Genomic DNA, 21,256 nt, shown 5'->3' on the forward strand with positions numbered 1-21,256 from the left:
ATTTCTGTCGCGCGACAGAAATTAGGGGCGGGACGGGTCATGCCCGTGTCCCGGCTGTTGCCGGCCGGTTACCGACCCCTCACCGGCGGGGCCGTACGGCTGGGGCCCGCGCTCTGGCCCCTCGTCGGGATCGCCGGGTGTCTTCCTGTGCGAGGATCGAGCGCATGGGAACGGGTGGCGGGCGGCGGGTCGGCAGGCCGCGGGTGGCGCGGCGGCCCGACAGCGGGCTCTCGCCGCGCGATGAACTCCTCGCCGCAGCCGCCGAGTTGTTCACCACGCGCGGGTACGCGGCCACCACCACCCGGGCCGTCGCCGAACGGGCCGGGATGCGGCAGGCGTCCATGTACCACTACGTCTCCGGCAAGGAGGAGCTGCTCGCCGAGCTGCTGGAGTCGACGGTCACGCCCTCACTGGCCCGTGCGCGCGAGCTGCTCGCCGACGGCGCCGCTTCGGCCGAGGGCCGTCTGCGGGAGCTGTGCCGCACCGATGTGGAGCTGCTCTGCGGCGGCCCGCACAACCTCGGCGGCCTCTACCTGCTGCCCGAGGTCCGCACCGAACGGTTCGCCGGCTTCCACGCCGTCCGGGCCGAACTCAAGGACGCCTACCGGCAGTTGATCGCCGCTACCGCGGCGGGCGGCGCCCTCCCGAAAAGCGGGCTGGACCTGCGGACGGATCTGGTCTTCGGTCTGATCGAGGGGGTCATCCTCGTCCACCGCTCCGACCCCGAGCGCCCGGTCTCGGCGTTCGCGGAGGCCACCGCGGACGCCGCACTGCGCATCGTCGGGGTGTGAGGCGCCGGCCCTGAGGGGCCCTCACGTCATGCGTGACGGAGGACTGTCACCCATCAGGGTGAACCGCTCCCGAGGCCCGTTCATCGTGACGCACCGCGCGTGAACAGATGCCCAGCGGACGAAGGGGGGCGAGCGTACTCCCGCTCCGAAAGGCATGTCAGGTGCTTGCCGAATATGACATGGCGATGATCCGGTCGGACTAAGCTCGCCCGTAGCGCATCGAGTTGAGGCGTATGCGTGCGCTTGTTCTCCCGTATGCGGAAGATCCGCCGATGCCGGGTTCCGTTCCGGTGTCCACCCCCTTCCGCACGGCGAGCACCTTCGCCGAGCAAGCTCCCGATCCAGCCGATTCGTCTCACGAGGGGGACCGCAAGTGATCCAGCAGCGAGGCGGCGTCGACCGGTTGCTGAAGGAACTCGCCGACGGCGTACCGGGCATCCACCAGGTCGTGGTGCTCTCCGCCGACGGTCTGCGCATCGCCCGCTACGGCGGCGACCCGGACACGGCCGACCGAATCGCCGCGGCCTGCGCCGGACTGCGGAGCCTGGCGGCAGCGGTCGCGGCCGAGATGCCGCACAGCGGCGGCCGGACGCGCAGGGTCGTCATCGAGATCGACGGCGGCTGCTTCGCCATGATGGCGGCGGGCCCCCACGCCTACCTCGCGGTCCTCGCCGACGCGGACGCCGAGGCCGGCCTGATGAGCAACCGCGTGCGCGACCTCGTCCTGCGCATCGGCTCCCGTCTGACGAGCCCGCCGCGGCGCGACGGGCAGACCGTATGACTCCTCCGTGCCGCCGCCGGCGTCAGCCCGGGCGGCAGCCCCCTGACACCGTCCCCGGCCCACGGGCCGGGGACCCTCTCGTTACCGGGCCCAGGCCTCGTACGCCGACCAGGCCTCGAGCACCCGACCGCTGACGAATCGGTGGGCGTGCCCCGTGACCGGATCGGTGAACTCAAGGACCCGCGCCAGCAGTTGGAGCGGACGCCGGAAGTCACCGGCCGGCCGGGGGCCGGCCACCACCGGGTAGAGCGGATCGCCGAGGATCGGCAGCCCCGACGCGGCCATGTGCACCCGGAGCTGATGGGTCTGCCCGGTGGCGGGGAGCAGTCGGTAGCGTCCGCGGCCGGCCCGGTGTTCCAGCAGTTCGATCCGGCTGACCGCGTTGGGTTCACCGGGCACCTCGCGGGCCGCGAGGACCCCGCGCTCCTTCACGATCCGGCTGCGCACGGTGCGCGGCAGGGCCACCCCCGGGTCGTACGGGGCGACGGCCTCGTACTCCTTGATGATCCGTCGGTCGCGGAACAGCGACTGATAGGCGCCGCGGTCCTCGGGCCGCACGGTGAACAGCACCAGGCCCGCGGTGAGCAGGTCCAGCCGGTGCGCGGCGGTCAGCGTGGGGATGCCGAGGTCGCGCCGGAGCCGGGCGAGGGCGGTCTCGGCGACATGACTGCCGCGCGGGGTGGTGGCGAGGAAGTGCGGCTTGTCGGCGACGACGATGCGCTCGTCGCGGTACACCACCTCGACCGGGAACGGCACGCGCACCTCGTCGGGCAGGGCACGGTGGAACCACACGTACATGCCGGGCACATAGGCCGTGTCGCGCGCGACGGCCCGCCCGTCCGCGCCGACGATCAGCCCTGCCTCGAGCATCCCGTCGATCACCCCGTCCCCGGCCGCGAGCCGCGCGACGAGGTGGTCCCGCACCGTCGCCCACTCCTGCCCGAACGGCAGGCGCACCCGCACCGGATCGACCCCGTCGCGCTGGGGGAGGGGAGAGGGCGGGATCGGGGTCTTGCGTCGCATCACGGCCCAGCGTACGAGGTGCCCCGGCGGCCGAGGGCACGAGGCGGAGTACTCCCGGGGGCGTCGGTGCTCCCTCGGTTGACGGGATCCCTTCGCCTACGACGGTCGCCGCCGCCGTTCTCGACGGCCTCGGCCCGGCCGGTCGAGCCGCGCGGCGGCGCTGGACCGGCCGGGACGCACCGGCGGGAGGGGCGCGGGCCGGGAGGGCCGAAAACCACTGGGCCCCACCGCGCCCCGCTGGCAGGATGCCGGGCATGCCCTACCTCGTCGGCGACGTCCTGCCTCCCGGAACCCTCGCCCGCGCCCCTCAGCCCACCGTCGCCGGCGACGGTCTGGTTCTGCGTCCCTGGGCGGTCGCGGACGCGCCGGTCGTGTACCAGGCGTTCCAGGACCCGGCCATGCACCGGTGGCACCTGCACGCCGCCGACTCCGAGGACGAGGTCCGCGGCTGGATCGACGGGTGGGTGAGGTCCTGGGAGGGCGAGCGGAACGCCCAGTGGGCGGTGGTGGATGCCGGCACCGGTCGGCTGCTCGGCCGTATGGCGCTGCGCAACATGGAGCTTGCTGACGGCGTGGCCGAGGTGGCGTACTGGACGGTCCCGGCCGCCCGCGGCCGGGGCGTGGCACCGCGCGCGGTGACCGCTCTCACCCGCTGGGCCTTCGACGTCATCGGCTTCCACCGTCTCGAACTGACGCATGCCCTCGGCAACGAGGCGTCCTGCACGGTGGCGACGAAGACGGGCTTCGCCCTGGAGGGCACCAAGCGCAGTGCCCTCCTCCATCCGGACGGCTGGCACGACATGCATCTGCACGCGCGGGTCCAGGGCGACACGGTTGAGGGGGTCCGAGGGGTTTAGGAGGCCTGGGTGGCCGCTTCCGGGAGGGCCGGCTCCGGCAGGGGAGCCGGGGCGGCGGCCCGCTTCCGGTACGCCCGGTAGGCCGCACCAGCCGACACCGTCGCCCCAAGGAACAGCACCGTGAACCACCGGAAGTACCAGTGCCCGCCCGCCGGGTCGTACACCGCCGCACGCGGCCAGGCCAGGTTGACCGTCATCAGCAGGCCGTAGAGCAGGGCGAGCGTGTTGACGAGGACGCCCCAGCGGCCGAGGGAGAAGAGAGGGGCGCCGCGCTCGTCGGTGCCTGTCGTCGGGAACTCGCCGCGCAGGCGCCGCAGCAGCAGGGGGCCCGTCACCATCGCGTAGGCGAGGTACAGCATCACGATGCAGGTCGTGCCGATGGCCAGGAACGCCTCCGGCGACACGAGGTCGAGCAGCAGGAGGGCGGCGGCGAGGATGCCGACCACGAGGGCGGGGGCGCCGGGCATGCCCGTGCGCGGGTCGACGCGGGCGAGCCGCCCGGCGAACGGCAGCCGCCCGTCGCGGGCCATGGAGAAGACCATCCGGCAGGCCGCCGTCTGGATCGCGAGGGTCGCGACCGCGATCGCCACCACCACGTCGGCGAGCAGTACCCGGCCGACGCCGTCGCCGAGGCTGCTGGTGAGGACGTAGGAAAGGCCGTCGGTGCCGAGGCGCCCGTCCGTCAGGCTGGGCGCGGCGAGGATGCCGCCGAGGACGATCAGCCCGCCGAGCAGGCCCGCCGCGCCGAGCGCGGTGAGGAGGGTGCGGGGAGCGGTGCGGCGCGGGTCGCGGGTCTCCTCGCTCATCTCGCCCGCGCTGTCGAAGCCGATCATCACGTACGCCGCCGTGAACGAGCCCACGAGCAGGGCGCCGGCGAGGCCGCCGGTCCCGGAACCGGTGTGGAAGGTGATGCCGGGGGAGCGCCGGGAGTGGGTGAGCAGCAGGACGACGATCAGGCACGCGCCGATGATCTCGGCGGTGACCCCGACCCGGTTGATCGCGGACATCACACGGTTGTCGACGACGTTCACGAGCGTGGTGAGGACCAGCAGGAGGATGCCGAGGACCGCCGCGTTCGCCGCACCGGTGGGAGAGGTGGGTGCGGGATCGCCGCCCACGAGCTGGAAGCCGGACCACAGCGCCGGCATCACCATCTGCAGGGCGAGTGCCGCCGCGGCGACCACCACGACCTGCCCGATCACCATGATCCAGCCGGCGAACCAGCCGAACGCGGGGTTCGACAGCCGTGAGGACCACTGGTAGACGGCTCCCGAGATCGGGTAGCGCGCGGCCAGCTCCGCGAAGCACGCGGCCACCAGCAGCTGGCCCACCAGGACCGCCGGCCACGTCCAGAAGAAGACGGGGCCGCCGAACGCGTATCCGAACGCGAAGAACTGGAAGACGGTCGTCAGTACGGAGATGAAGGAGAACCCGGCGGCGAAGGACGCGTACCGGCCGAGGCTGCGGTGCAGTTCCTGGCGGTAGCCGAACTCTGCGAGGGAACGGTCATCGGTCGTCGTCACGACGGCACCTGCCTTCGGTGCAGGGGGTGGAATTCCTGTCAGGCGACAGAAATTAGGGAGGGGCTGTTTCGCCCGCGTCACGCCGCCGTGTCCGGGGCGGGCCCAAGTCCTCACGCCCTTGCGTGGGTCCCCTGTTCGCGATATGTCGTGTCTATTGCGTAGCCCGGTGAGTCGCGATATGTTCGGTCGCGGATATTCGGAAGCGAGGTGGGGGTCCATGGCGGCGAAGCGTCGAAAGCTCGGCAATCCGCTCGCGCTCGCGGTGATGGTGCTGCTCACCGAGCGGCCGATGCACCCGTACGAGATCGCCCGGACCCTGCGCCGCCGTGGTAAGGACGCCAGCCTGAAGATCAACTACGGCTCGCTGTACACCGTCGTCCAGAACCTCCAGAAACACGGTTTCGTCGAGGTCGCCGAGGTGCAGCGGCAGGGCAACCGCCCCGAGCGCACGCTCTACGGCATCACGGACGCCGGACGGGAAGAGGCCACCGAGTGGCTGTCGGACCTGCTGGCCGTCCCGGTGGCGGAGTTCCCCGTCTTCGAGGCGGCGCTCTCACTCCTGGGCGCGCTCCACCCCGGGGAGGTGACCCGTCTGCTCGCGGAGCGGCTGGTCAGCCTGGACGTGCGGGCCGCGAGCCTGCGGGGGGTGCTGGACAAGCTCCACGAGACACTGCCCCGGCTCTTCCTGATCGAGAGCGAGTACGCGCTCCACATGGTCGAGGCGGAGGCCGCGTGGGTGCGCGGCCTCCTCGCGGAGCTTCAGGCCGGCACGTTTCCCGGCGTACGGGAGTGGCGGACCTTCCACGAGACGGGAGAGGTTCCCGAGGAGTACCGGAGACTGGAGGGCGGCGACGTGAACGGACCGTAGCCGCCGTGACGGCGAAGACCCCGGCCGGGCTGTTGCAGCAGCCCCGCCGGGGTCTCGAACCCCGAGCTGAATCCGCCGTGAGGCACATCCAGGCGATCGAGGTGCGGCACACCCAGGATAGCCCGGCCCTCCTCACGCGGATCAGTCGTCCTTCCGCGCCCAGCGGATCCCGATACCTCCGCTCATGCAGCATCGAGGAGAGCAGTCGCCATGAACACCCGTGCGCCCGCAGTGCAGGCGCGTCAACTCGTCAAGACCTATCCCCGTGACGTCACCGCGTTGAACGGCCTGGACGTCACCGTCGAGCCCGGCACCGTCTTCGGGCTCCTCGGCCCGAACGGCGCCGGCAAGTCCACCACCGTCAAGATCCTCACCACCCTGGCCCGCCCCGACTCGGGCTCGGCCACCGTCGCCGGGCACGATGTGCTGCGCCACCCGGACCGGGTCCGCCGCGCGATCGGGGTGGTCGCGCAGAACTCGGGGGCCGACCCCGTCGCCACGGGCCGCGAGAACCTCGAACTCCAGGGCCGGCTCTACGGGGTGAGGGGCCGCCCGCTCACCGCGCGCGTGGACGAACTCCTGGAGCGCTTCACCCTCACCGAGGCCGCCCGGCGCCAGGTCAAGGGTTACTCCGGCGGCATGCGGCGGCGTCTCGACGTGGCGATCGGCCTCGTCCACCGCCCCGACGTGCTCTTCCTCGACGAACCCACCACCGGTCTCGACCCGGAGGCGCGCACCGCGATGTGGGACGAGATCGCCCGTCTCGCCGGCGACGACGGTCTGACCATCCTGCTCACCACGCACTACCTGGAGGAGGCCGACCGGCTCGCCGACCGCATCGCGATCGTCGACCACGGCCGGGTCGTGGTCGAGGGCACCCCCGACGCCCTCAAGGGCGAACTGCGCGGCGACGCCGTCCATGTGGAACTGCGCGAGCCGCTCGACGACGGCGGGCGGGCACTGCTGCGGGACGCCCTCGCGGCGGTCCCGGGTGTCCACGAGGTCCTGCCCGACGGGCGCCGCGTCAGCGTCCGCGCCGACGACGGGGCGGCAGCCGTGCCCGCGCTGCTCGGCGTGCTGGAGCGCGCCGGGGCCGGCGTGGCCTCCGTGACCGTCGCCCGTCCCTCGCTCGACGACGTCTACCTCCGCTACGCGGGCCGCCGTTACTCCGAGACGGAAGCCCCCGGCAGCGACGCCCTCGTCCTCGCGGGAGGTGCCCGATGAGCACCGCGCTCCTTCAGACCTGGTACATGACCAGGCGTCAGCTGATGGTCTTCGCCCGGCAGCCCGCGTACGCGGTCATCACCCTGATCCAGCCGGTGATCTGGCTGTTCCTCTTCGGCAGCCTCTTCAAGAAGGTCGTCGAACTCGGCGGCTTCGGCACCACCTCGTACCTGGACTACCTGGTCCCGGGCGTGGTGGTGATGAGCGCCCTCAGCTCCAACATGTGGGCGGGCATGGGAACCCTGGAGGAGATCCAGCGGGGCACGCTCAACCGCTTTCTGACCACCCCGGCCAGCCGGGCCGCGCTGATGAACGGGAACGTCGTCAACAACGGCCTGGTCACCGCACTGCAGTCGGTCGTCATCGTGCTGCTCGGTCTGCTGGGCGGCGCCGACTACCCGGGCGGCATCGGCGGCGTCGCCGTGCTGGTCGTCGCCTCGGTGCTGCTCGGCACCGTCTTCGGGGCGCTGTCCAACGCGCTCGGGATGCTGGTGCGGGAGAGGGAGTCGATCATCGGGATCAACACCTTCCTGCTGCTCCCGCTGACCTTCCTGTCCTCCGCCTTCATGGCACCGTCCCAGATGCCCGCCTGGATCCGGCACGTCGCCGACTTCAACCCGCTCGACTGGGCGATGGTCGCGGGCCGTTCGGCGATGTCCGCGCACCCCGACTGGGGTGATGTGCTCGGCCGCGGCGGGGCGCTGCTGGCGCTCGCGATCGCCGCGGTGTGGCTGTCGATCCGGACGTTCCGGTCCTACCAGCGGTCGGTCTGATCGCCGTACGACGCGGGGGTGGCACCACGCCGGTGCCGCCCCCGTCCGCCGTGCCGCCGCTCTCAGGCGGCGGACACGTCCTCCTGCTCCGCCTCGATGCGCGCGTTCCACTCCCGCTTGGACGCCTGCCAGCCGTCCTCGTCGTGGCCGAGGCGCCAGTAGCCGGAGATCGAGAGGTCCTCGCGCGGGATGCGGTACTCGACGCGCAGCAGCCGGCGCAGCTCCTTCACGAAGCCGGCCTCGCCGTGGACGAACGCGTGCAGCCGGCCCTCGGGGAACGGAAGCGCCCGCACGGCCTCGACCAGGGCCGCGCCGACCGGGCGCTCGCCGCGGTGCAGCCAGACGACCTCCACATCGGAGTCGATCTTCTGCTCCTCCTCGGGGCCCGCGACCTCCACGAAGGCGACTGCCTCGGCGCCTTCGGGCAGCGCCTCCAGAGCGGCCGCGATCGCCGGCAGCGCGCTCTCGTCCCCGGCGAGCAGATGCCAGTCCGCGCTCGCGTCCGGGGCGTAGGCGCCGCCGGGCCCCATGAACCGCACGGTCTCGCCCGGCTGCACGCGCACCGCCCAGGGACCGGCCAGGCCCTCGTCGCCGTGGATGACGAAGTCCAGGGTCAGTTCCCGGTGTTCGGGGTCCCAGCCGCGCACCGTGTACGTCCGCGTCACCGGCCACTGGTCGCGCGGGAACTCCTCGCGGATGCGCTGCATGTCGAAGGGCTCGGGATAGGTGACGCCCTCGGCCGGGAAGAGCAGCTTCACATAGTGGTCCGTGCAGGTGCCCGCGGCGAACTCGGCGAGCCCCTCGCCGCCCAGCACCACCCGCTGCATATGCGGGGTCAGCCGCTGCGTGCGGACGACCTGCGCCTCGTGGGCCTTCCGTGCTCTGCCTGCCGGGCGCTCTGCCATGACGGCCTCCCCATTCATTGCTTAGGGTTACCTAAGTTAGCATCTCATCCCAGTGAACACCGCGCTCATGAAGCGCCGGTGAGCGCGTCTTTCCTAAACCGTCACCTCAGGTGCCGAGCGTGGTGAGCAGCCGCTGCAGCGAGCCGCCGAGGCCCCAGCGGGCGGCCAGAGCGTCCAGGGGGCCGGGGTGGCGCGGCGCGTGCGGCAGGGCCGTGTCGACCTCGGGCAGGGGGATGTCGCCGGCGACCCGTACGACCTTCGGCGCGACCGCCAGATACGGCCGCGCGTCGTCGAGCCGCTTGCGCTGGGCCGGGGTGAGCCCGGACGCCGGGTTGTCCACCGCGGCCATGATCCCCGCCAGGTCCCCGAACTGGGCGAGCAGCTTCGCCGCGGTCTTCTCGCCGATGCCCGGCACCCCCGGCAGCCCGTCGCTCGGGTCGCCGCGCAACAGCGCCAGATCCGCGTAACCGGGGCCGTCGACGCCGTACTTCTCGCGCAGTACCGCCTCGTCGGTGATCTGGAGCGTGCCGACGCCCTTGAGCGGATACAGCACGCGCACCCCACGCGCGTCGTCGACCAACTGGTACAGATCGCGGTCGCCGGTCACGATGTCCACCGGGCCCTGGGCGCGGGCCGTGAAGGTGCCGATCACGTCGTCCGCCTCGTACCCCGCCACGCCGACGCGCGCGATGCCCAGCGCGTCCAGCACCTCCTCGATGACCGGCACCTGCGGGGAGAGCGTGTCCGGCACCTCCTCCTCGTCCGGGCCCGCCGTGCGCTCCTCGGCCACCCGGTGCGCCTTGTACGACGGGATCAGCTCGACCCGCCAGTGCGGGCGCCAGTCCGCGTCCATGCATGCGACGAGGTCGTCCGGACGGTGGTCCCGGACCAGGCGGTCGATGAAGTCGAGCAGCCCGCGCACGGCGTTCACGGGTGAGCCGTCCGGGGCCTTCACGGACTCCGGGACGCCGAAGTAGGCGCGGAAGTAGAGCGACGGAGTGTCTAGCAACAGGCACTTTCTGGTGGTCATGCGGTCAGGATCGCACTGCCGGGCACCGGGGTCGCGACCAGTACGACGAGCGCCGTGGCGTCGGCGGCCAGGACGGCCGCCGACGCCACGGATGTCCTGGTCGATCAGTCTTTTCCGGCAGTGGCGATCCGGCCGGCGTACCGCTGCGTCCAGGTGGTGTCGGTGTCCACGGTGATGACCACGTCGTAGTAGCCCCGCTGGGTCGGCCACATGACGACGTTCGTCCTGCCGCCGTCCACCGTGACGCTCCGGGTACGGCCGAGGTGGTCGTGAGCGGTGAGGGTGTAGCGCACCGGCTCGGTGCCGTCGTTGTGCAGCGTGAGCTTCACCTGAGCCCCGTGCTTGGTGCCCTCGCCCTTCAGCAGGTCGACCTCCACGCGCGGGAGGCCACCGTCCCCGTGTCCGGGGGGCGCGACCTGGCCGGCGAAGGAGCGCACGAAGCCGTCGTTGGAGTAGATCGAGAACGCGTACCTGCCGTCGGTGCCCTTGGTGTCCCAGGTGTACTCGCGCGGCTTGCCCGCGGCGACGGTGAACGGCGTGCTGGAGAACGCCTGGTACTTGTCGGGGAAGACCTGGAAGCTCAAGGCCTTGTCCTTCGGGCCGCCGGTGAGGGTCATCCTGGCGGTGACCGTCCCCGACGCGCTGTCCTGCGAGATCGTCGCGTGCGGATGGAAGCTCAGCGGGCGCGGCTTCATGTGGTCGGCGGCGATCGACACCGGCTGCTCGGTGCGCGGGTCCGGGAGGGCGGCCGGCCCCGGTTGCGGGTGGGCGAAGTCGACCGCACTGGTCAGGTCACCCGCGATCGAGCGCCGCCAGTCGCTGATGTTGGGGCAACGGAACGGCTTGCCGAGGTGGGCCGCCCAGGTCTCGAGAAACGTGATCGTCGAGGTGTGGTCGAAGACCTCCGAGGCGACGTACCCGCCGCGGGTCCACGGCGAGACCAGCAGCATCGGCACCCGCGGACCGAAGCCGAGCGGGTAGTCACCGGCGTACTCGCGCGCCGTGCCCGGCTCGGGCCACGGCGGCAGCACGTGGTCGAACTTGCCGTCGTTCTCGTCGTAGTTGAGGATGAACAGGGTGTGGTTCCAGATATCGGCGTTGCTCTGCAGGATGTCGAGCACCTTCTTGACGTAGCGCTCGCCGTGCAGGGTGTCCGCGCCCGGGTGCTCGGACCAGCCGTACGGTGCCACGATCCAGGAGACTGCCGGCAGCGGGTGTTCCGCGCCCGGCCGGCAGGCGTCACGGAGGTTTTCGAGGACCGCGTCGAGGTTCTCGTCGGAGTCGTCGTTCGGCGAGGTCATGCCGGAGTAGTACGTGGCGTTGCCGCGCCAGATCAGCCCGGTGCCGGGCCGCAGCTTCGGGTCGTCGGCGCTCAGCCCCTCCGGGTCGAACCCCTTGAAGTACTTCAGCTCGTTGTCGCCGTAGTCGCCGACCCAGGTGCTGATGTAACCCTGCCGCCCGTTGCCGCTGTTGTCGGAGTAGAGCCGCCAGTCGATGCCGGCCTGCTGGAGCTGCTCGGCCACCGTGATCCAGGGACGGGAGTAGTTGGACTCGTCGGTGTTGCCCGTCTCGCTGTTGGCGGTACCGCTCCACAGGTACTTGCGGTTGGGGTCGGTCGGCCCGAACTCGGAGCAGAAGTTCTGGTCGGCGATGGTGTACTGGGCGGCCAGCGAGTGGTAGAAGCCCATGTAGGCGTCGCTGTGGTGGTTCATGCAGCTGGCGCCGTTGTGCTGCACCCACAGATCCCACTTGCGGTGCTCGACGTCGCCCCAGGCTCCGTGGTCGTTGCCCCAGGCTCCGTCGTCGACCTGCGGGGTGACGATGTTGCCCTTGCGGTCCTTCTGCTGGAAGACGGTGGTGCCGTCCTGGAACCGCAGTGCCTGCTTGTCGTCGAAGCCGCGTACGCCGGGAAACGTGCCGAAGTAGTGGTCGAGGGACCGGTTCTCCTGCATCAGGATCACGACATGCTTCAGGTCGGACATGGTGCCCTTGAAGCCCTTCGGCAGGACGTACCCGGGCTTCGGAGCGGCGTACGCGCCGCCCGCCCCGGCGGTCGCGCCCAGCACCAGCGCCCCGGCGGCGACCCCCGTGCCCTGGAGGAACCGACGGCGGGTGGTACCAGTCGTCGTCTCGGGTCCGTCGCCGAGTTCGGACTCTGACATCGGAAGAAGTTGTTCAGACATGTTGAGGACGGTGCCGGAGCACCATGAAAGCAACAGCAACCCGAGATCTGCTGCGGTATGGCCGTGTGGAGAACACTTGGGGTGGGTGCGAGCCATGGGGCGTCGGGTGCGGCCATCGGCTCCCCGGGCCCGCCGTACCGCCTCCCGGCCGCCCCGGGTCCGCCGCACCGTCTCCCGGCCGCGCCGGGCGCACGGCGCATCGCTCCGGCGCCGCCCTCCCGCTCGTGCCGCTCCGGCCCGGCGGACGGCACCGCACCCCCCCGACCGGCGGGACGGCCCGCTCCGGCCTCCGGAATCCGGCCGACCGCTCTGGGCCCCTCACCTCGGCGGAGCCCTCGCGGAGGCGCCGGCAACGCCTCTGATCAGCTCTTTCGCCCGGTGCCGGACTGCGTGCGCGGGACGGCGGAACGGCTCGGCCGGTGGCGCGAACCGGGACCCTCGGCACTCTTGCACGGGACACCGATGTGACGGGCGCATGAAACGGTTTGCCGAACATGCGTAGGGTGCAGACAACTCAACAGAAGCAGTGCACCGATGACATCATCGGACCCCGGCGGTGCGTCTGCCGGGCAGGACAGGCGGACCGACGGAGCGAGGGAGGGACCGGAGCGATGGGCGACCACAAAGAACAGCCCCTTCGGGTGGGCGCTGCCGTCCGGCGGCGGCGCCGGGCGCTCGAGCTCACCCTCGCCGTCGTGGCCCAGCGCAGCGGCCTGTCCGTCCCCTTCCTGAGCCAGGTCGAGAACGAGCGGGCGCGCCCCAGCCGTCCCTCCCTGGAGCGGATCGCCGACGCGCTCGGCACCACCGCCGTCGAACTGCTCGCGGCGGCCGACCCGGCATGCAGCGTGGACGTCCTGCGCGCCGACGACGAGGCCGTCGAGCCCGGCCGGGCGCGGGTGCGCCCGCTGGTGCGCGGCCACCACCAGCTCCATGCGATGGAGTTCATCGGGGACCATGACGAGGGCCGTGAGTTCCAGCACCGCAACGACGAGTTGATGTACGTCGTCGAGGGCGCCGTCGAGGTGGAGGCGGAGGGCCGGGCGCACCGCCTCGGGCGCGGCGACACCCTGTATCTGAGCGGGGGAGTGCGCCACCGCTGGCGGGCGACCGTGCCGGACACCCGGGTGATCGTCGTCGCGGTCTCGGACCACGTCGAGGCGGTCGAGGACCCCTCCCGCCGGCGCCGCTGACCCGGCCGGGTCCCCGCCACCGCCCCCGAGGAGGCCTTGATGCGTGTCGTCTCGCTGGTGCCGTCGCTGACCGAGGCCGTGGCCGCCACCGTGCCCCACGCGCTGGTCGGCGCGACCGACTGGTGCACCCACCCCCCGGACCTCGACGTCGTCCGGATCGGCGGCACCAAGAACCCCGAGGTCGAGCGGATCGTCCGGCTCGCCCCGGACCTGGTGCTCGCCAACGAGGAGGAGAACCGCGCGCCGGACCTCGCCGCCCTGCGCGCGGCGGGACTCACGATCCTCGTCACCGAGGTGCGGGACGTGCCGGGGGCCTTCCGCGAGCTGGAGCGGGTCGTGGCCGCCTGCGGGGTGCCCCGGCCGCGCTGGCTGGACGAGGCCCGTGCCGCATGGGCGCGGCTGCCGGTGCCGGAGCGCCGTACGAGCGCCGTGGTGCCCGTCTGGCGGCGGCCCTGGATGGTGCTCGGCCGCGACACCTTCGCCGGGGACGTGCTGGCCCGGCTCGGCGTGGACAACGTGTACGCGGCGCACCCGGAGCGCTATCCGCGGATCCCCCTGGAGGAACTGCGCGCCGCGGCCCCCTTTGTGGTGCTGCCCGACGAGCCGTACCGCTTCACGGCCGAGGACGGCCCGGAGGCGTTCCGGGGATTGTCGTGCGCACTGGTCGACGGGCGTCGCCTCACCTGGTACGGCCCCTCCCTGACCGGGGCACCGCGCGTCCTCACCGAGGCGCTGCGAGCAGCCGGCCGCTGACGACTCCCCGGCCCGTACGGCAGGCGGCGACGGCCCAGGCGGCGACGAGCAGCACGTACAGTCCGGTCGCGAGGACGTCGAAGACGGCGAGCCCGGTGCGCCGGGCCAGCGCCTCGGCGCCGGTGACACAGGTGCCGACCGGGAACGTGAACGCCCACCATGTCATCGTGAACCCCATGCCCTGCCGCCACGCGCGCACCGTCAGGGTGCCGGCGAGGGCCAGCCACAGCAGGGCGAAGCCCAGTACCGGAACGCCGTAGAGCACGGCGAGGACCTCGAAGCCGCGGGCGTACGGCGGCGGCACGACCCCCGGTGCGACGGCCGCGAACGCGCCGGCGGCGGTGACGGACTGGCCGAGCGGACCGAGGACCAGGAACAGGGTCGGTGTCAGCGCGAGCGGCAGCGGGCCCCTGGTGATGAGCCGGGCGAGGATGAGCGGCAGCATCACCAAGGTGGCCAGGAGGCTCAGCCCGGACATCGCCAGGCAGCCCAGCAGCAGCGTCTCCCGCGCCGGCCCCGCGGGCAGATGCGGGATCAGCAGCGGCCCCTGGGCCGCGGAGACCATGGGGGGGACCAGGCACAGCAGCCAGACCGGGGCGGCCTGGTCCGGTTCGATGCGGTGCCGGGCGACCATCAGATACGGCACGGTCACGGCGACGACCAGCCCGACGGCGCTGCCGGCGGTGAACAGGACGGTGTCCAGGACGACGGCGGGACCGGGCCCGATCCAGTCCCGGCCCACCACCATGGCACCGCCGCCCACGGCGAGCAGGGCCATGGCGAGGCAGCCGTAGAAGGGGGCCATGGCGGGGTCGAGGAGATGGGCGCGGGCCTGGTCGCGGTGGTGGATCCAGTGCAGGGCGCGGGCGCCGAGGAGGAGCACGAGCAGGGCCAGGGACAGTGCCCACACGGCCGCACAGGCGGCCCGCAGCCCGGGCGGCTGCGCGGCACCAGGCAGGCCCGCACCGGCCGTCGCCACGATCGCGGTGCCCATGACGGACGCGTACCAGTTGGGGCCGAGGTACCGGACGGCGGCGGCGCGCCGCCGGGGGGCGCCGGGGAGGACAAGGGGCTGGGCTGCGGTGACCATGACGGCACGATCTCCCAGGACCGACGCGCCGACCAGGGAGTATGCCTCTATGAGGGCATAAGCTGTCCTTATGAGCATGGTGGACGGCGAGGGGACCCCGGTGGCCGGTCTGGCGCGCCGGGTGCCGGATCTGGGCGCCCTGGAGCTGCTGCTCGCGGTCGCCCGGCTGGGCAGCCTCGGGCGTGCGGCGCGGGAGCTGGGGATCAGCCAGCCCGCGGCCAGCAGCCGGGTCCGGTCGATGGAGCGGCAACTGGGCGTGGCCCTGGTGGACCGCTCGCCGCGCGGCTCACGGCTGACCGACGCCGGGGCGCTGGTCACCGACTGGGCGCGGCGGATCGTGGAGGCCGCGGAGGCGTTCGACGCGGGGGCACAGGCGCTGCGGGGCCGCCGGGACTCACGGCTGCGGGTGGCCGCGAGCATGACGATCGCGGAGTATCTGCTGCCCGGCTGGCTGATCGCGCTGCGGGCGCAGCGGCCGGAGACGGCGGTGTCGCTGCTGGCCGGGAACTCGGCGGCGGTCGCCGGACGGCTGCTCGCGGACGAGGCGGACCTGGGCTTCGTGGAGGGCCTCACGGTGCCGGCGGGCCTGGACGGCGTGGTCGTCGCCCACGACCGCCTCATCGTGGTGACGGCACCGGGGCACCCGTGGGCGCGCCGCCCGGCGCCCGTCTCCGCCGGGGAACTGGCCTCGACCCCGCTGATCCTCCGGGAGGAGGGCTCGGGCACCCGCCAGGTCCTCCAGGCGGCTCTGGGGGGCCTGGCCCGGCCCCTGCTGGAACTGTCCTCGACGACGGCGGTCAAGGCGGCCGCGGTCAGCGGGGCGGGCCCGGCGGTGCTGAGCGAACTCGTCGTCGGGGAGGAACTCTCGGCCCGCCGCCTGGTGAGCGTCCCCGTCGAGGGCGTACGACTGGACCGGGCGCTGCGGGCCGTGTGGCGCACGGGCCACCGGCCGACGGGCCCGGGGCGGGATCTGCTGGGGCTGACGCGCGGGTAGGGCCGCGGCGGGGGTCAGGCGGCCGACGCGGCCCGCACCAGCGCCCCCATCACCCGTATGTCCCCGCCCATCTCCGGATGCCACTGGACACCCAGCACCCAGTCGGCCCCGGGCCGTTCCACCGCCTCGACCGTGCCGTCCTCGGCATATGCCGACACCACCAGTCCCGACCCGAGCCGGTCCACCGCCTGATGATGGTGCGTCGGCACGGCCACCGCCTCCGGTGCCGCCTGCGCGTACCGTGTGCCCGGCACCGGCTTGATCATGTGCCGTCCGAACACCCCCGCCCGCTCGGTGTGCCCGTCGATGTGCTGCACGAGCGTGCCGCCCAGGGCGACGTTCAGCAGTTGCATCCCGCGGCAGATGCCGAGCAGGGGAGTGCCGGACGCCACGGCCGCCTCGATCAGGGCGAGTTCCCAGGCGTCCCGCTCGGGGGCCGGCGGGCCGGTCCGGGGGGAGCGCTCGGCGCCGTAGCGGGACGGGTCGACGTCCGGGCCGCCCGCGATCACCACACCGTCCAGCCGGGCCACCGTCGCCACCGCGTGCGCCGGGTCGTCCGGCGGCAGCATCGCGGCCAGTCCGCCGGCCCGCTGCACCAGCAGCGGATAGCCCGCGGGCAGCAGCGCCGCGTCCAGCTCCCAGGGGCCCCAGCGGGTGCGGGCCTCCAGATATGTGCTCACACCGATCAGCGGCCGTCCGGTCACCTCGGGCTCCCCTGGCTCCAATGGAATGGATTCATACCTTTACCCAGATGTGTGGGTCTCACGCCCTGTGCTCACGCCAGGAACCCCCGCAGCAGCGCCGCCGTCCCCGCGCAGTGCTCCCGCATCATCTCCCGCGCGCCGTCCGCGTCCCCGTCGAGCACCGCCTCCACCAGCGCCTCGTGCTGGCGCTGCGAGTGCTCCAGGTTGCGCACCAGCAGCGGGATGCAGTCCAGCAGGTCGTTGACCGTCGCCCGGACGGCCGCGTACTGCGCCGCCAGCGACGGCGAGCCGCACAGCTCCGCCAGCGTCAGATGCAGCAGCGTGTCCCGCCGCCGGTATTCCGCGAGCGGCGCGTCCTGCGTGCCCGCCAGCGCCTGACGCAGCCGCGCGCCCTGCTCCGGGGCGAGGCCGTGGGCCGCGCACAGGCCCGCCGCCCCCACCTCCAGCACCTCGCGGAACCGCAGCACGTCCTCGATGTCGGTGTCCCCCAGACGCCGACGCAGCTCGTCCTCGCCGCCCGCGTCGGCGCGCGGCCGTACGAACGTGCCGCCGTGGCGCCCGCGCCGCGACTCCACCAGGCCCTGGTCCTGGAGCACCTTCAGCACCTCGCGCAGCGTCACCCGGCTGATCCCGAGGCGCTCGGCCAACTCCCGCTCGGCGGGCAGCCGTTCGCCCCCGGGCACCAGTCCGAGGCGGACGACCTGGAGGATCTGCTCCAGCGCCTCCTCGAAGCCGTTGCCCGCCCGCACGGGCCGCAGCACCGGGGTCAGCCGGTCCCGCGGGCCGCCGCCGGACCCCGCCTGCGACATCTGGCCGCGCCCCCTTCCCAAGAAATGGTTCCCGGAAATACCTTATGGCTCTCGGCGGACCGAAGGAGAGCTCCCGTGGTACACCGCACATCCCCGCTCGGCGTCGAGGAACTCCACGCCCTCGTCGCGGGCGGCGAGATCGACACCGTCGTCCTCGCCTTCCCCGACATGCAAGGGCGCCTCCAGGGCAAGCGGTTCGCCGCCCGCTTCTTCCTCGACGAGGTACTGGAGCACGGCACGGAGGGCTGCGCCTACCTCCTCGCCGTCGACACCGAGATGAACACCGTCGACGGCTATGCGATGTCCTCCTGGGACCGCGGCTACGGCGACTTCGCCCTCCACCCCGACCTGAGCACCCTGCGCCGGGTGCCCTGGCACGAGGGAACGGCCCTGGTCGTCGCCGACCTCGCCTGGAGCGACGGATCCCCCGTCGCCGCCGCGCCCCGCCGGATCCTGCGCCGGCAGCTGGAGCGCCTCGCCGCCCTGGGACTCACCGCCCAGGTGGGCACCGAGCTGGAGTTCATCGTCTTCAAGGACACCTACGAACAGGCCTGGGACGCGAACTACCGGGCGCTGACCCCCGCCAACCGGTACAACATCGACTACTCCGTGCTCGGCACGGGCCGCATCGAGCCCCTGCTGCGCCGCATCCGCAACGAGATGGCGGCGGCCGGCCTCGTCGTCGAGTCCGCCAAAGGCGAGTGCAACCCCGGACAGCACGAGATCGCGTTCCGGTACGACGAGGCCCTGGTCACCTGTGACCAGCACGCCGTCTACAAGACCGGCGCCAAGGAGATCGCGGCCCAGGAGGGCGTCTCGCTCACCTTCATGGCCAAGTACAACGAGCGGGAGGGCAACTCCTGCCACATCCACCTCTCGCTCACGGACCAGCACGGACGCACCGTCATGCCCGGCGCGCCGGACGACCCCGGCGGGATGTCGGAGGTGATGCGGCACTTCCTCGCGGGACAGCTCGCCGCCCTGCGCGAGTTCTCGCTCCTGTACGCGCCGGGCATCAACTCCTACAAGCGCTTCCAGCCCGGCTCCTTCGCCCCGACCGCGGTCGCCTGGGGGCACGACAACCGCACCTGCGCCCTCCGGGTGGTCGGGCACGGCCGTTCGCTGCGCTTCGAGAACCGGGTGCCCGGCGGCGACGTCAACCCGCACCTCGCGGTCGCCGGAATGGTCGCGGCCGGCCTGTACGGCGTCGAGCAGAAGCTGGAGCTTCCCGACCCCTGCCCCGGCAACGCCTACACCGCCGAGTACGAGCACGTGCCCGCCACCCTGCGCGAGGCCGCCGAACTCTGGGAGAACAGCGCCCTCGCCAAGGCCGCCTTCGGCGACGAGGTGGTCGCGCACTACGGCAACATGGCCCGCGTCGAGCTGGCCGCCTTCGACGCCGCGGTGACCGACTGGGAGCTGCGCCGCTCCTTCGAACGCATGTGAGAGGCCCTTTCGTGTCGAACGAGCATGAGCTGCAGGTACTCAACCCGGCCACCGAGGAGGTCGTCGCCACCGTCCCCGCCGCCACCGCTGCCGACGTGGACGCCGCCGTCGCACGCGCCGCGCGGGCCCAGTCCCGGTGGGCGGCGCTCCCGCCCGCCGACCGCGCCCGGCTGCTGCGCCGGTTCGCCGTGACGGTCGACGACCACCTGGAAGAACTCGCGCGGCTGGAGGTCCGCGAGGCGGGACACACGATCGGCAACGCCCGCTGGGAGGCGGGCAACGTCCGCGACCTGCTCGACTACGCGGCCGGGGGAGTGGAGCGGCTCACCGGCCGTCAGATCCCGGTCCCCGGCGGCCTGGACGTCACGATCCTCGAACCGCTCGGCGTCGTGGGCGTCATCGCACCCTGGAACTTTCCCCTGCCGATCGCCGCGTGGGGCACCGCCCCGGCGCTCGCGGCCGGCAACGCGGTGCTCCTCAAACCCGCCGAGACGACACCGCTCACGGCCCTGCGCCTGGCCGAACTGGCCCTTGCGGCGGGCCTGCCGGACGGCCTGTTCCAGGTCCTGCCCGGCCACGGCCCCGTCGCGGGCAGCGCTCTCGTCGAACACCCGGACGTGGCGAAGATCGTCTTCACCGGATCGACGGCCGTGGGCAGGGGGGTGCTGGCCAAGGGCTCCGCGCTCCTCAAGCGCGTCACCCTCGAACTCGGCGGCAAGAGCCCCAACATCGTCTTCGCCGACGCCGACCTCGACGCCGCCGCTGCCACCGCCCCGATGTCCTTCCTCGACAACTCCGGCCAGGACTGCTGCGCCCGCACCCGCATCCTCGTCCAGCGCTCCGCCTACGACCGCTTCCTCGACCTGCTCGCCCCCGCGATCGAGGCGGTCGTGGTCGGCGACCCGGCCGAGGAGCGCACCCAGATGGGCCCGCTGATCTCCAGGACCCAGCTGGAACGCGTCCGCGGCTACGTCGACGTCGACGCCCCCGGCATCCGCGGCAAGGCCCCACAAGGCCCCGGCTTCTGGTTCCCGCCCACCGTCCTCACCGAGGTCGAACCGCACGCGCGCGTGGCCGTCGAGGAGGTCTTCGGGCCGGTCGCCGTCGTCCTGCCCTTCGAGGACGAGGCCGACGCGATCCGCCTCGCCAACGACACCCCGTACGGCCTCTCGGGCTCCATCTGGACCCGGGACGTCGGCCGCGCGCTGCGGGTCTCCGGGGCCGTCCGCGCGGGCAACCTGTCCGTCAACTCCCACTCCAGCGTCCGCTACTGGACCCCCTTCGGCGGCTTCAAGCAGTCGGGGATCGGCCGTGAACTGGGCCCGGACGCCCTGACCGCCTTCACCGAGACCAAGAACGTCTTCATCAGCACGGAGGGCCCCGCACAGTGACCTCGCAGACAACCGACTTCATCTGCCGCCGCCTGGCCGGCCGGACCGCCGTCGTCACCGGAGCCGGCAGCGGCATCGGCCTCGCCACCGTGCGCCGGCTCGCCGCCGAGGGCGCCCACGTCGTCTGCGGCGACATCGACGAGACCCGCGGCAAGGCCGCCGCCGACGAGGTCGACGGGCTGTTCGTGAAGGTCGACGTCACCGACGCCGAGCAGGTCGAGGCGCTCTTCAAGGCGGCGTACGACACCTACGGCAGCGTCGACATCGCCTTCAACAACGCCGGCATCTCACCGCCCGACGACGACTCCATCCTGGAGACGGGCCTGGAGGCCTGGAAGCGGGTCCAGGAGGTCAACCTGACCTCCGTCTATCTCTGCTGCAAGGCCGCGATCCCCTACATGCGGCGCCAGGGCAAGGGGTCCGTCATCAACACGGCGTCGTTCGTGGCCCGCATGGGCGCGGCCACCTCGCAGATCTCGTACACCGCCTCCAAGGGCGGCGTGCTCGCCATGTCCCGCGAACTGGGCGTGCAGTTCGCCCGCGAGGGCATCCGGGTCAACGCCCTGTGCCCCGGGCCGGTCAACACCCCGCTGCTGCGGGAGCTGTTCGCCAAGGATCCCGAGCGAGCCGCACGCCGTCTGGTCCACATCCCGGTCGGCCGGTTCGCGGAGGCCGAGGAGATCGCCGCGGCCGTCGCGTTCCTCGCCAGCGACGACTCCTCCTTCGTCAACGCCACCGACTTCCTGGTGGACGGCGGCATCTCGGGGGCGTACGTCACTCCCCTGTAGGGGGCGAAGAGGTGCGGTCCGGGCCCCGGAAGGCGGACGGCTCTTCGCGGGGCCCCGGTCGCGGCCGCCTCCCCGGCGGCCGGGTGACCGTCACCCCGCTCTCCCGCTCCGGCGTCACCCTGCCCGACCCTGA

The 21,256-nt window shown here is 72.6% G+C and carries 20 protein-coding genes; 12 read left to right on the forward strand and 8 right to left on the reverse strand.

The annotated features are described in order from the left end of the window. Window positions 1-164 precede the first annotated feature (164 nt). Together ACWD5Q_RS17195 and ACWD5Q_RS17200 are read left to right on the forward strand one after the other, a co-directional pair. On the forward strand, window positions 165-791 hold the full coding sequence (locus tag ACWD5Q_RS17195) for a TetR/AcrR family transcriptional regulator (RefSeq protein WP_451427824.1): 627 nt from the start codon (window positions 165-167) through the stop codon (window positions 789-791). A 373-nt stretch (window positions 792-1,164) separates the two neighbouring features. Next, entirely contained in the window at window positions 1,165-1,572 is a 408-nt protein-coding gene (locus ACWD5Q_RS17200) for a roadblock/LC7 domain-containing protein (RefSeq protein WP_451427825.1), read from the forward strand. A gap of 81 nt (window positions 1,573-1,653) precedes the next feature. On the opposite strand, the gene ACWD5Q_RS17205 is transcribed toward ACWD5Q_RS17200, so the two are convergent. After that, window positions 1,654-2,595: an RluA family pseudouridine synthase gene (locus ACWD5Q_RS17205; protein ID WP_451427826.1), complete on the reverse strand. Its 942-nt coding sequence runs from the start codon at window positions 2,593-2,595 to the stop codon at window positions 1,654-1,656. 254 nt (window positions 2,596-2,849) lie between these two features. Here ACWD5Q_RS17205 and ACWD5Q_RS17210 point away from each other — a divergent pair, with 254 nt between their 5' ends. Next, complete coding sequence (locus tag ACWD5Q_RS17210; protein WP_451427827.1) at window positions 2,850-3,452, forward strand: GNAT family N-acetyltransferase; 603 nt, start codon at window positions 2,850-2,852, stop codon at window positions 3,450-3,452. Here the strand turns inward: ACWD5Q_RS17210 and ACWD5Q_RS17215 are convergent. Then, the gene (locus tag ACWD5Q_RS17215) at window positions 3,449-4,975 is read right to left on the reverse strand and encodes an amino acid permease (protein ID WP_451427828.1); all 1,527 of its coding nucleotides are present in this window, start codon (window positions 4,973-4,975) and stop codon (window positions 3,449-3,451) included. The genes ACWD5Q_RS17210 and ACWD5Q_RS17215 overlap by 4 nt on opposite strands. A gap of 217 nt (window positions 4,976-5,192) precedes the next feature. On the opposite strand from ACWD5Q_RS17215, the gene ACWD5Q_RS17220 reads away from it, so the two are divergent. The 3 genes from ACWD5Q_RS17220 (at window position 5,193) to ACWD5Q_RS17230 (ending at window position 7,840) form a co-directional block, all read left to right on the forward strand. Continuing rightward, window positions 5,193-5,843, forward strand: a complete 651-nt coding sequence (locus ACWD5Q_RS17220; protein ID WP_451427829.1) for a PadR family transcriptional regulator — start codon at window positions 5,193-5,195, stop codon at window positions 5,841-5,843. 210 nt (window positions 5,844-6,053) lie between these two features. Then, on the forward strand, window positions 6,054-7,067 hold the full coding sequence (locus tag ACWD5Q_RS17225) for an ATP-binding cassette domain-containing protein (protein WP_451427830.1): 1,014 nt from the start codon (window positions 6,054-6,056) through the stop codon (window positions 7,065-7,067). Then, window positions 7,064-7,840, forward strand: coding sequence for an ABC transporter permease (locus ACWD5Q_RS17230; RefSeq protein WP_451427831.1), 777 nt, complete (start codon window positions 7,064-7,066; stop codon window positions 7,838-7,840). The genes ACWD5Q_RS17225 and ACWD5Q_RS17230 overlap by 4 nt, the downstream gene beginning before the upstream one ends. Window positions 7,841-7,902: 62 nt before the next feature. Here the strand turns inward: ACWD5Q_RS17230 and ACWD5Q_RS17235 are convergent, their stop codons facing one another. From ACWD5Q_RS17235 to ACWD5Q_RS17245, 3 genes are all read right to left on the reverse strand, one after another. Beyond that, window positions 7,903-8,745 carry a siderophore-interacting protein gene (locus tag ACWD5Q_RS17235; RefSeq protein ID WP_451427832.1) on the reverse strand — a complete coding sequence of 281 codons (843 nt, stop codon included), beginning with the start codon at window positions 8,743-8,745 and terminating at the stop codon, window positions 7,903-7,905. 106 nt (window positions 8,746-8,851) lie between these two features. Next, on the reverse strand, window positions 8,852-9,775 hold the full coding sequence (locus tag ACWD5Q_RS17240) for a 5'-3' exonuclease (protein WP_451427833.1): 924 nt from the start codon (window positions 9,773-9,775) through the stop codon (window positions 8,852-8,854). A gap of 104 nt (window positions 9,776-9,879) precedes the next feature. Next, entirely contained in the window at window positions 9,880-11,937 is a 2,058-nt protein-coding gene (locus ACWD5Q_RS17245) for an alkaline phosphatase family protein (protein ID WP_451427834.1), read from the reverse strand. A gap of 632 nt (window positions 11,938-12,569) precedes the next feature. Here ACWD5Q_RS17245 and ACWD5Q_RS17250 point away from each other — a divergent pair. Further along, complete coding sequence (locus ACWD5Q_RS17250; RefSeq protein WP_451427835.1) at window positions 12,570-13,148, forward strand: helix-turn-helix domain-containing protein; 579 nt, start codon at window positions 12,570-12,572, stop codon at window positions 13,146-13,148. Window positions 13,149-13,187: 39 nt separating this feature from the next. After that, window positions 13,188-13,901 carry a helical backbone metal receptor gene (locus tag ACWD5Q_RS17255; RefSeq protein WP_451427836.1) on the forward strand — a complete coding sequence of 238 codons (714 nt, stop codon included), beginning with the start codon at window positions 13,188-13,190 and terminating at the stop codon, window positions 13,899-13,901. Here ACWD5Q_RS17255 and ACWD5Q_RS17260 read toward each other — a convergent pair. After that, a complete protein-coding gene (locus ACWD5Q_RS17260) occupies window positions 13,870-14,991 on the reverse strand; it encodes a TDT family transporter (RefSeq protein ID WP_451427837.1) in 1,122 nt (373 codons plus the stop codon). The genes ACWD5Q_RS17255 and ACWD5Q_RS17260 overlap by 32 nt on opposite strands. Before the next feature lie 76 nt (window positions 14,992-15,067). Here ACWD5Q_RS17260 and ACWD5Q_RS17265 point away from each other — a divergent pair, with 76 nt between their 5' ends. Next, window positions 15,068-15,985: a LysR family transcriptional regulator gene (locus ACWD5Q_RS17265; protein WP_451427844.1), complete on the forward strand. Its 918-nt coding sequence runs from the start codon at window positions 15,068-15,070 to the stop codon at window positions 15,983-15,985. Window positions 15,986-15,999: 14 nt separating this feature from the next. On the opposite strand, the gene ACWD5Q_RS17270 is transcribed toward ACWD5Q_RS17265, so the two are convergent. Both ACWD5Q_RS17270 and ACWD5Q_RS17275 read right to left on the reverse strand, forming a co-directional pair. After that, window positions 16,000-16,689 carry a gamma-glutamyl-gamma-aminobutyrate hydrolase family protein gene (locus tag ACWD5Q_RS17270; protein ID WP_451427838.1) on the reverse strand — a complete coding sequence of 230 codons (690 nt, stop codon included), beginning with the start codon at window positions 16,687-16,689 and terminating at the stop codon, window positions 16,000-16,002. 71 nt (window positions 16,690-16,760) lie between these two features. Continuing rightward, a complete protein-coding gene (locus ACWD5Q_RS17275; protein ID WP_451427839.1) occupies window positions 16,761-17,498 on the reverse strand; it encodes a FadR/GntR family transcriptional regulator in 738 nt (245 codons plus the stop codon). A 75-nt stretch (window positions 17,499-17,573) separates the two neighbouring features. On the opposite strand from ACWD5Q_RS17275, the gene ACWD5Q_RS17280 reads away from it, so the two are divergent. From ACWD5Q_RS17280 to ACWD5Q_RS17290, 3 genes are read left to right on the forward strand one after another with little or no spacing between them, the layout of a single operon-like run. Continuing rightward, window positions 17,574-18,944 (forward strand): glutamine synthetase family protein, encoded by a 1,371-nt coding sequence (locus ACWD5Q_RS17280; protein ID WP_451427840.1) that lies wholly within the window; start codon window positions 17,574-17,576, stop codon window positions 18,942-18,944. An 11-nt stretch (window positions 18,945-18,955) separates the two neighbouring features. Continuing rightward, window positions 18,956-20,335, forward strand: coding sequence for an aldehyde dehydrogenase family protein (locus ACWD5Q_RS17285; RefSeq protein ID WP_451427841.1), 1,380 nt, complete (start codon window positions 18,956-18,958; stop codon window positions 20,333-20,335). After that, on the forward strand, window positions 20,332-21,123 hold the full coding sequence (locus tag ACWD5Q_RS17290; RefSeq protein ID WP_451427842.1) for a 3-oxoacyl-ACP reductase: 792 nt from the start codon (window positions 20,332-20,334) through the stop codon (window positions 21,121-21,123). The genes ACWD5Q_RS17285 and ACWD5Q_RS17290 overlap by 4 nt, the downstream gene beginning before the upstream one ends. Window positions 21,124-21,256: the final 133 nt, after the last annotated feature.

This window comes from Streptomyces sp. NPDC002513 (genome assembly GCF_053595355.1).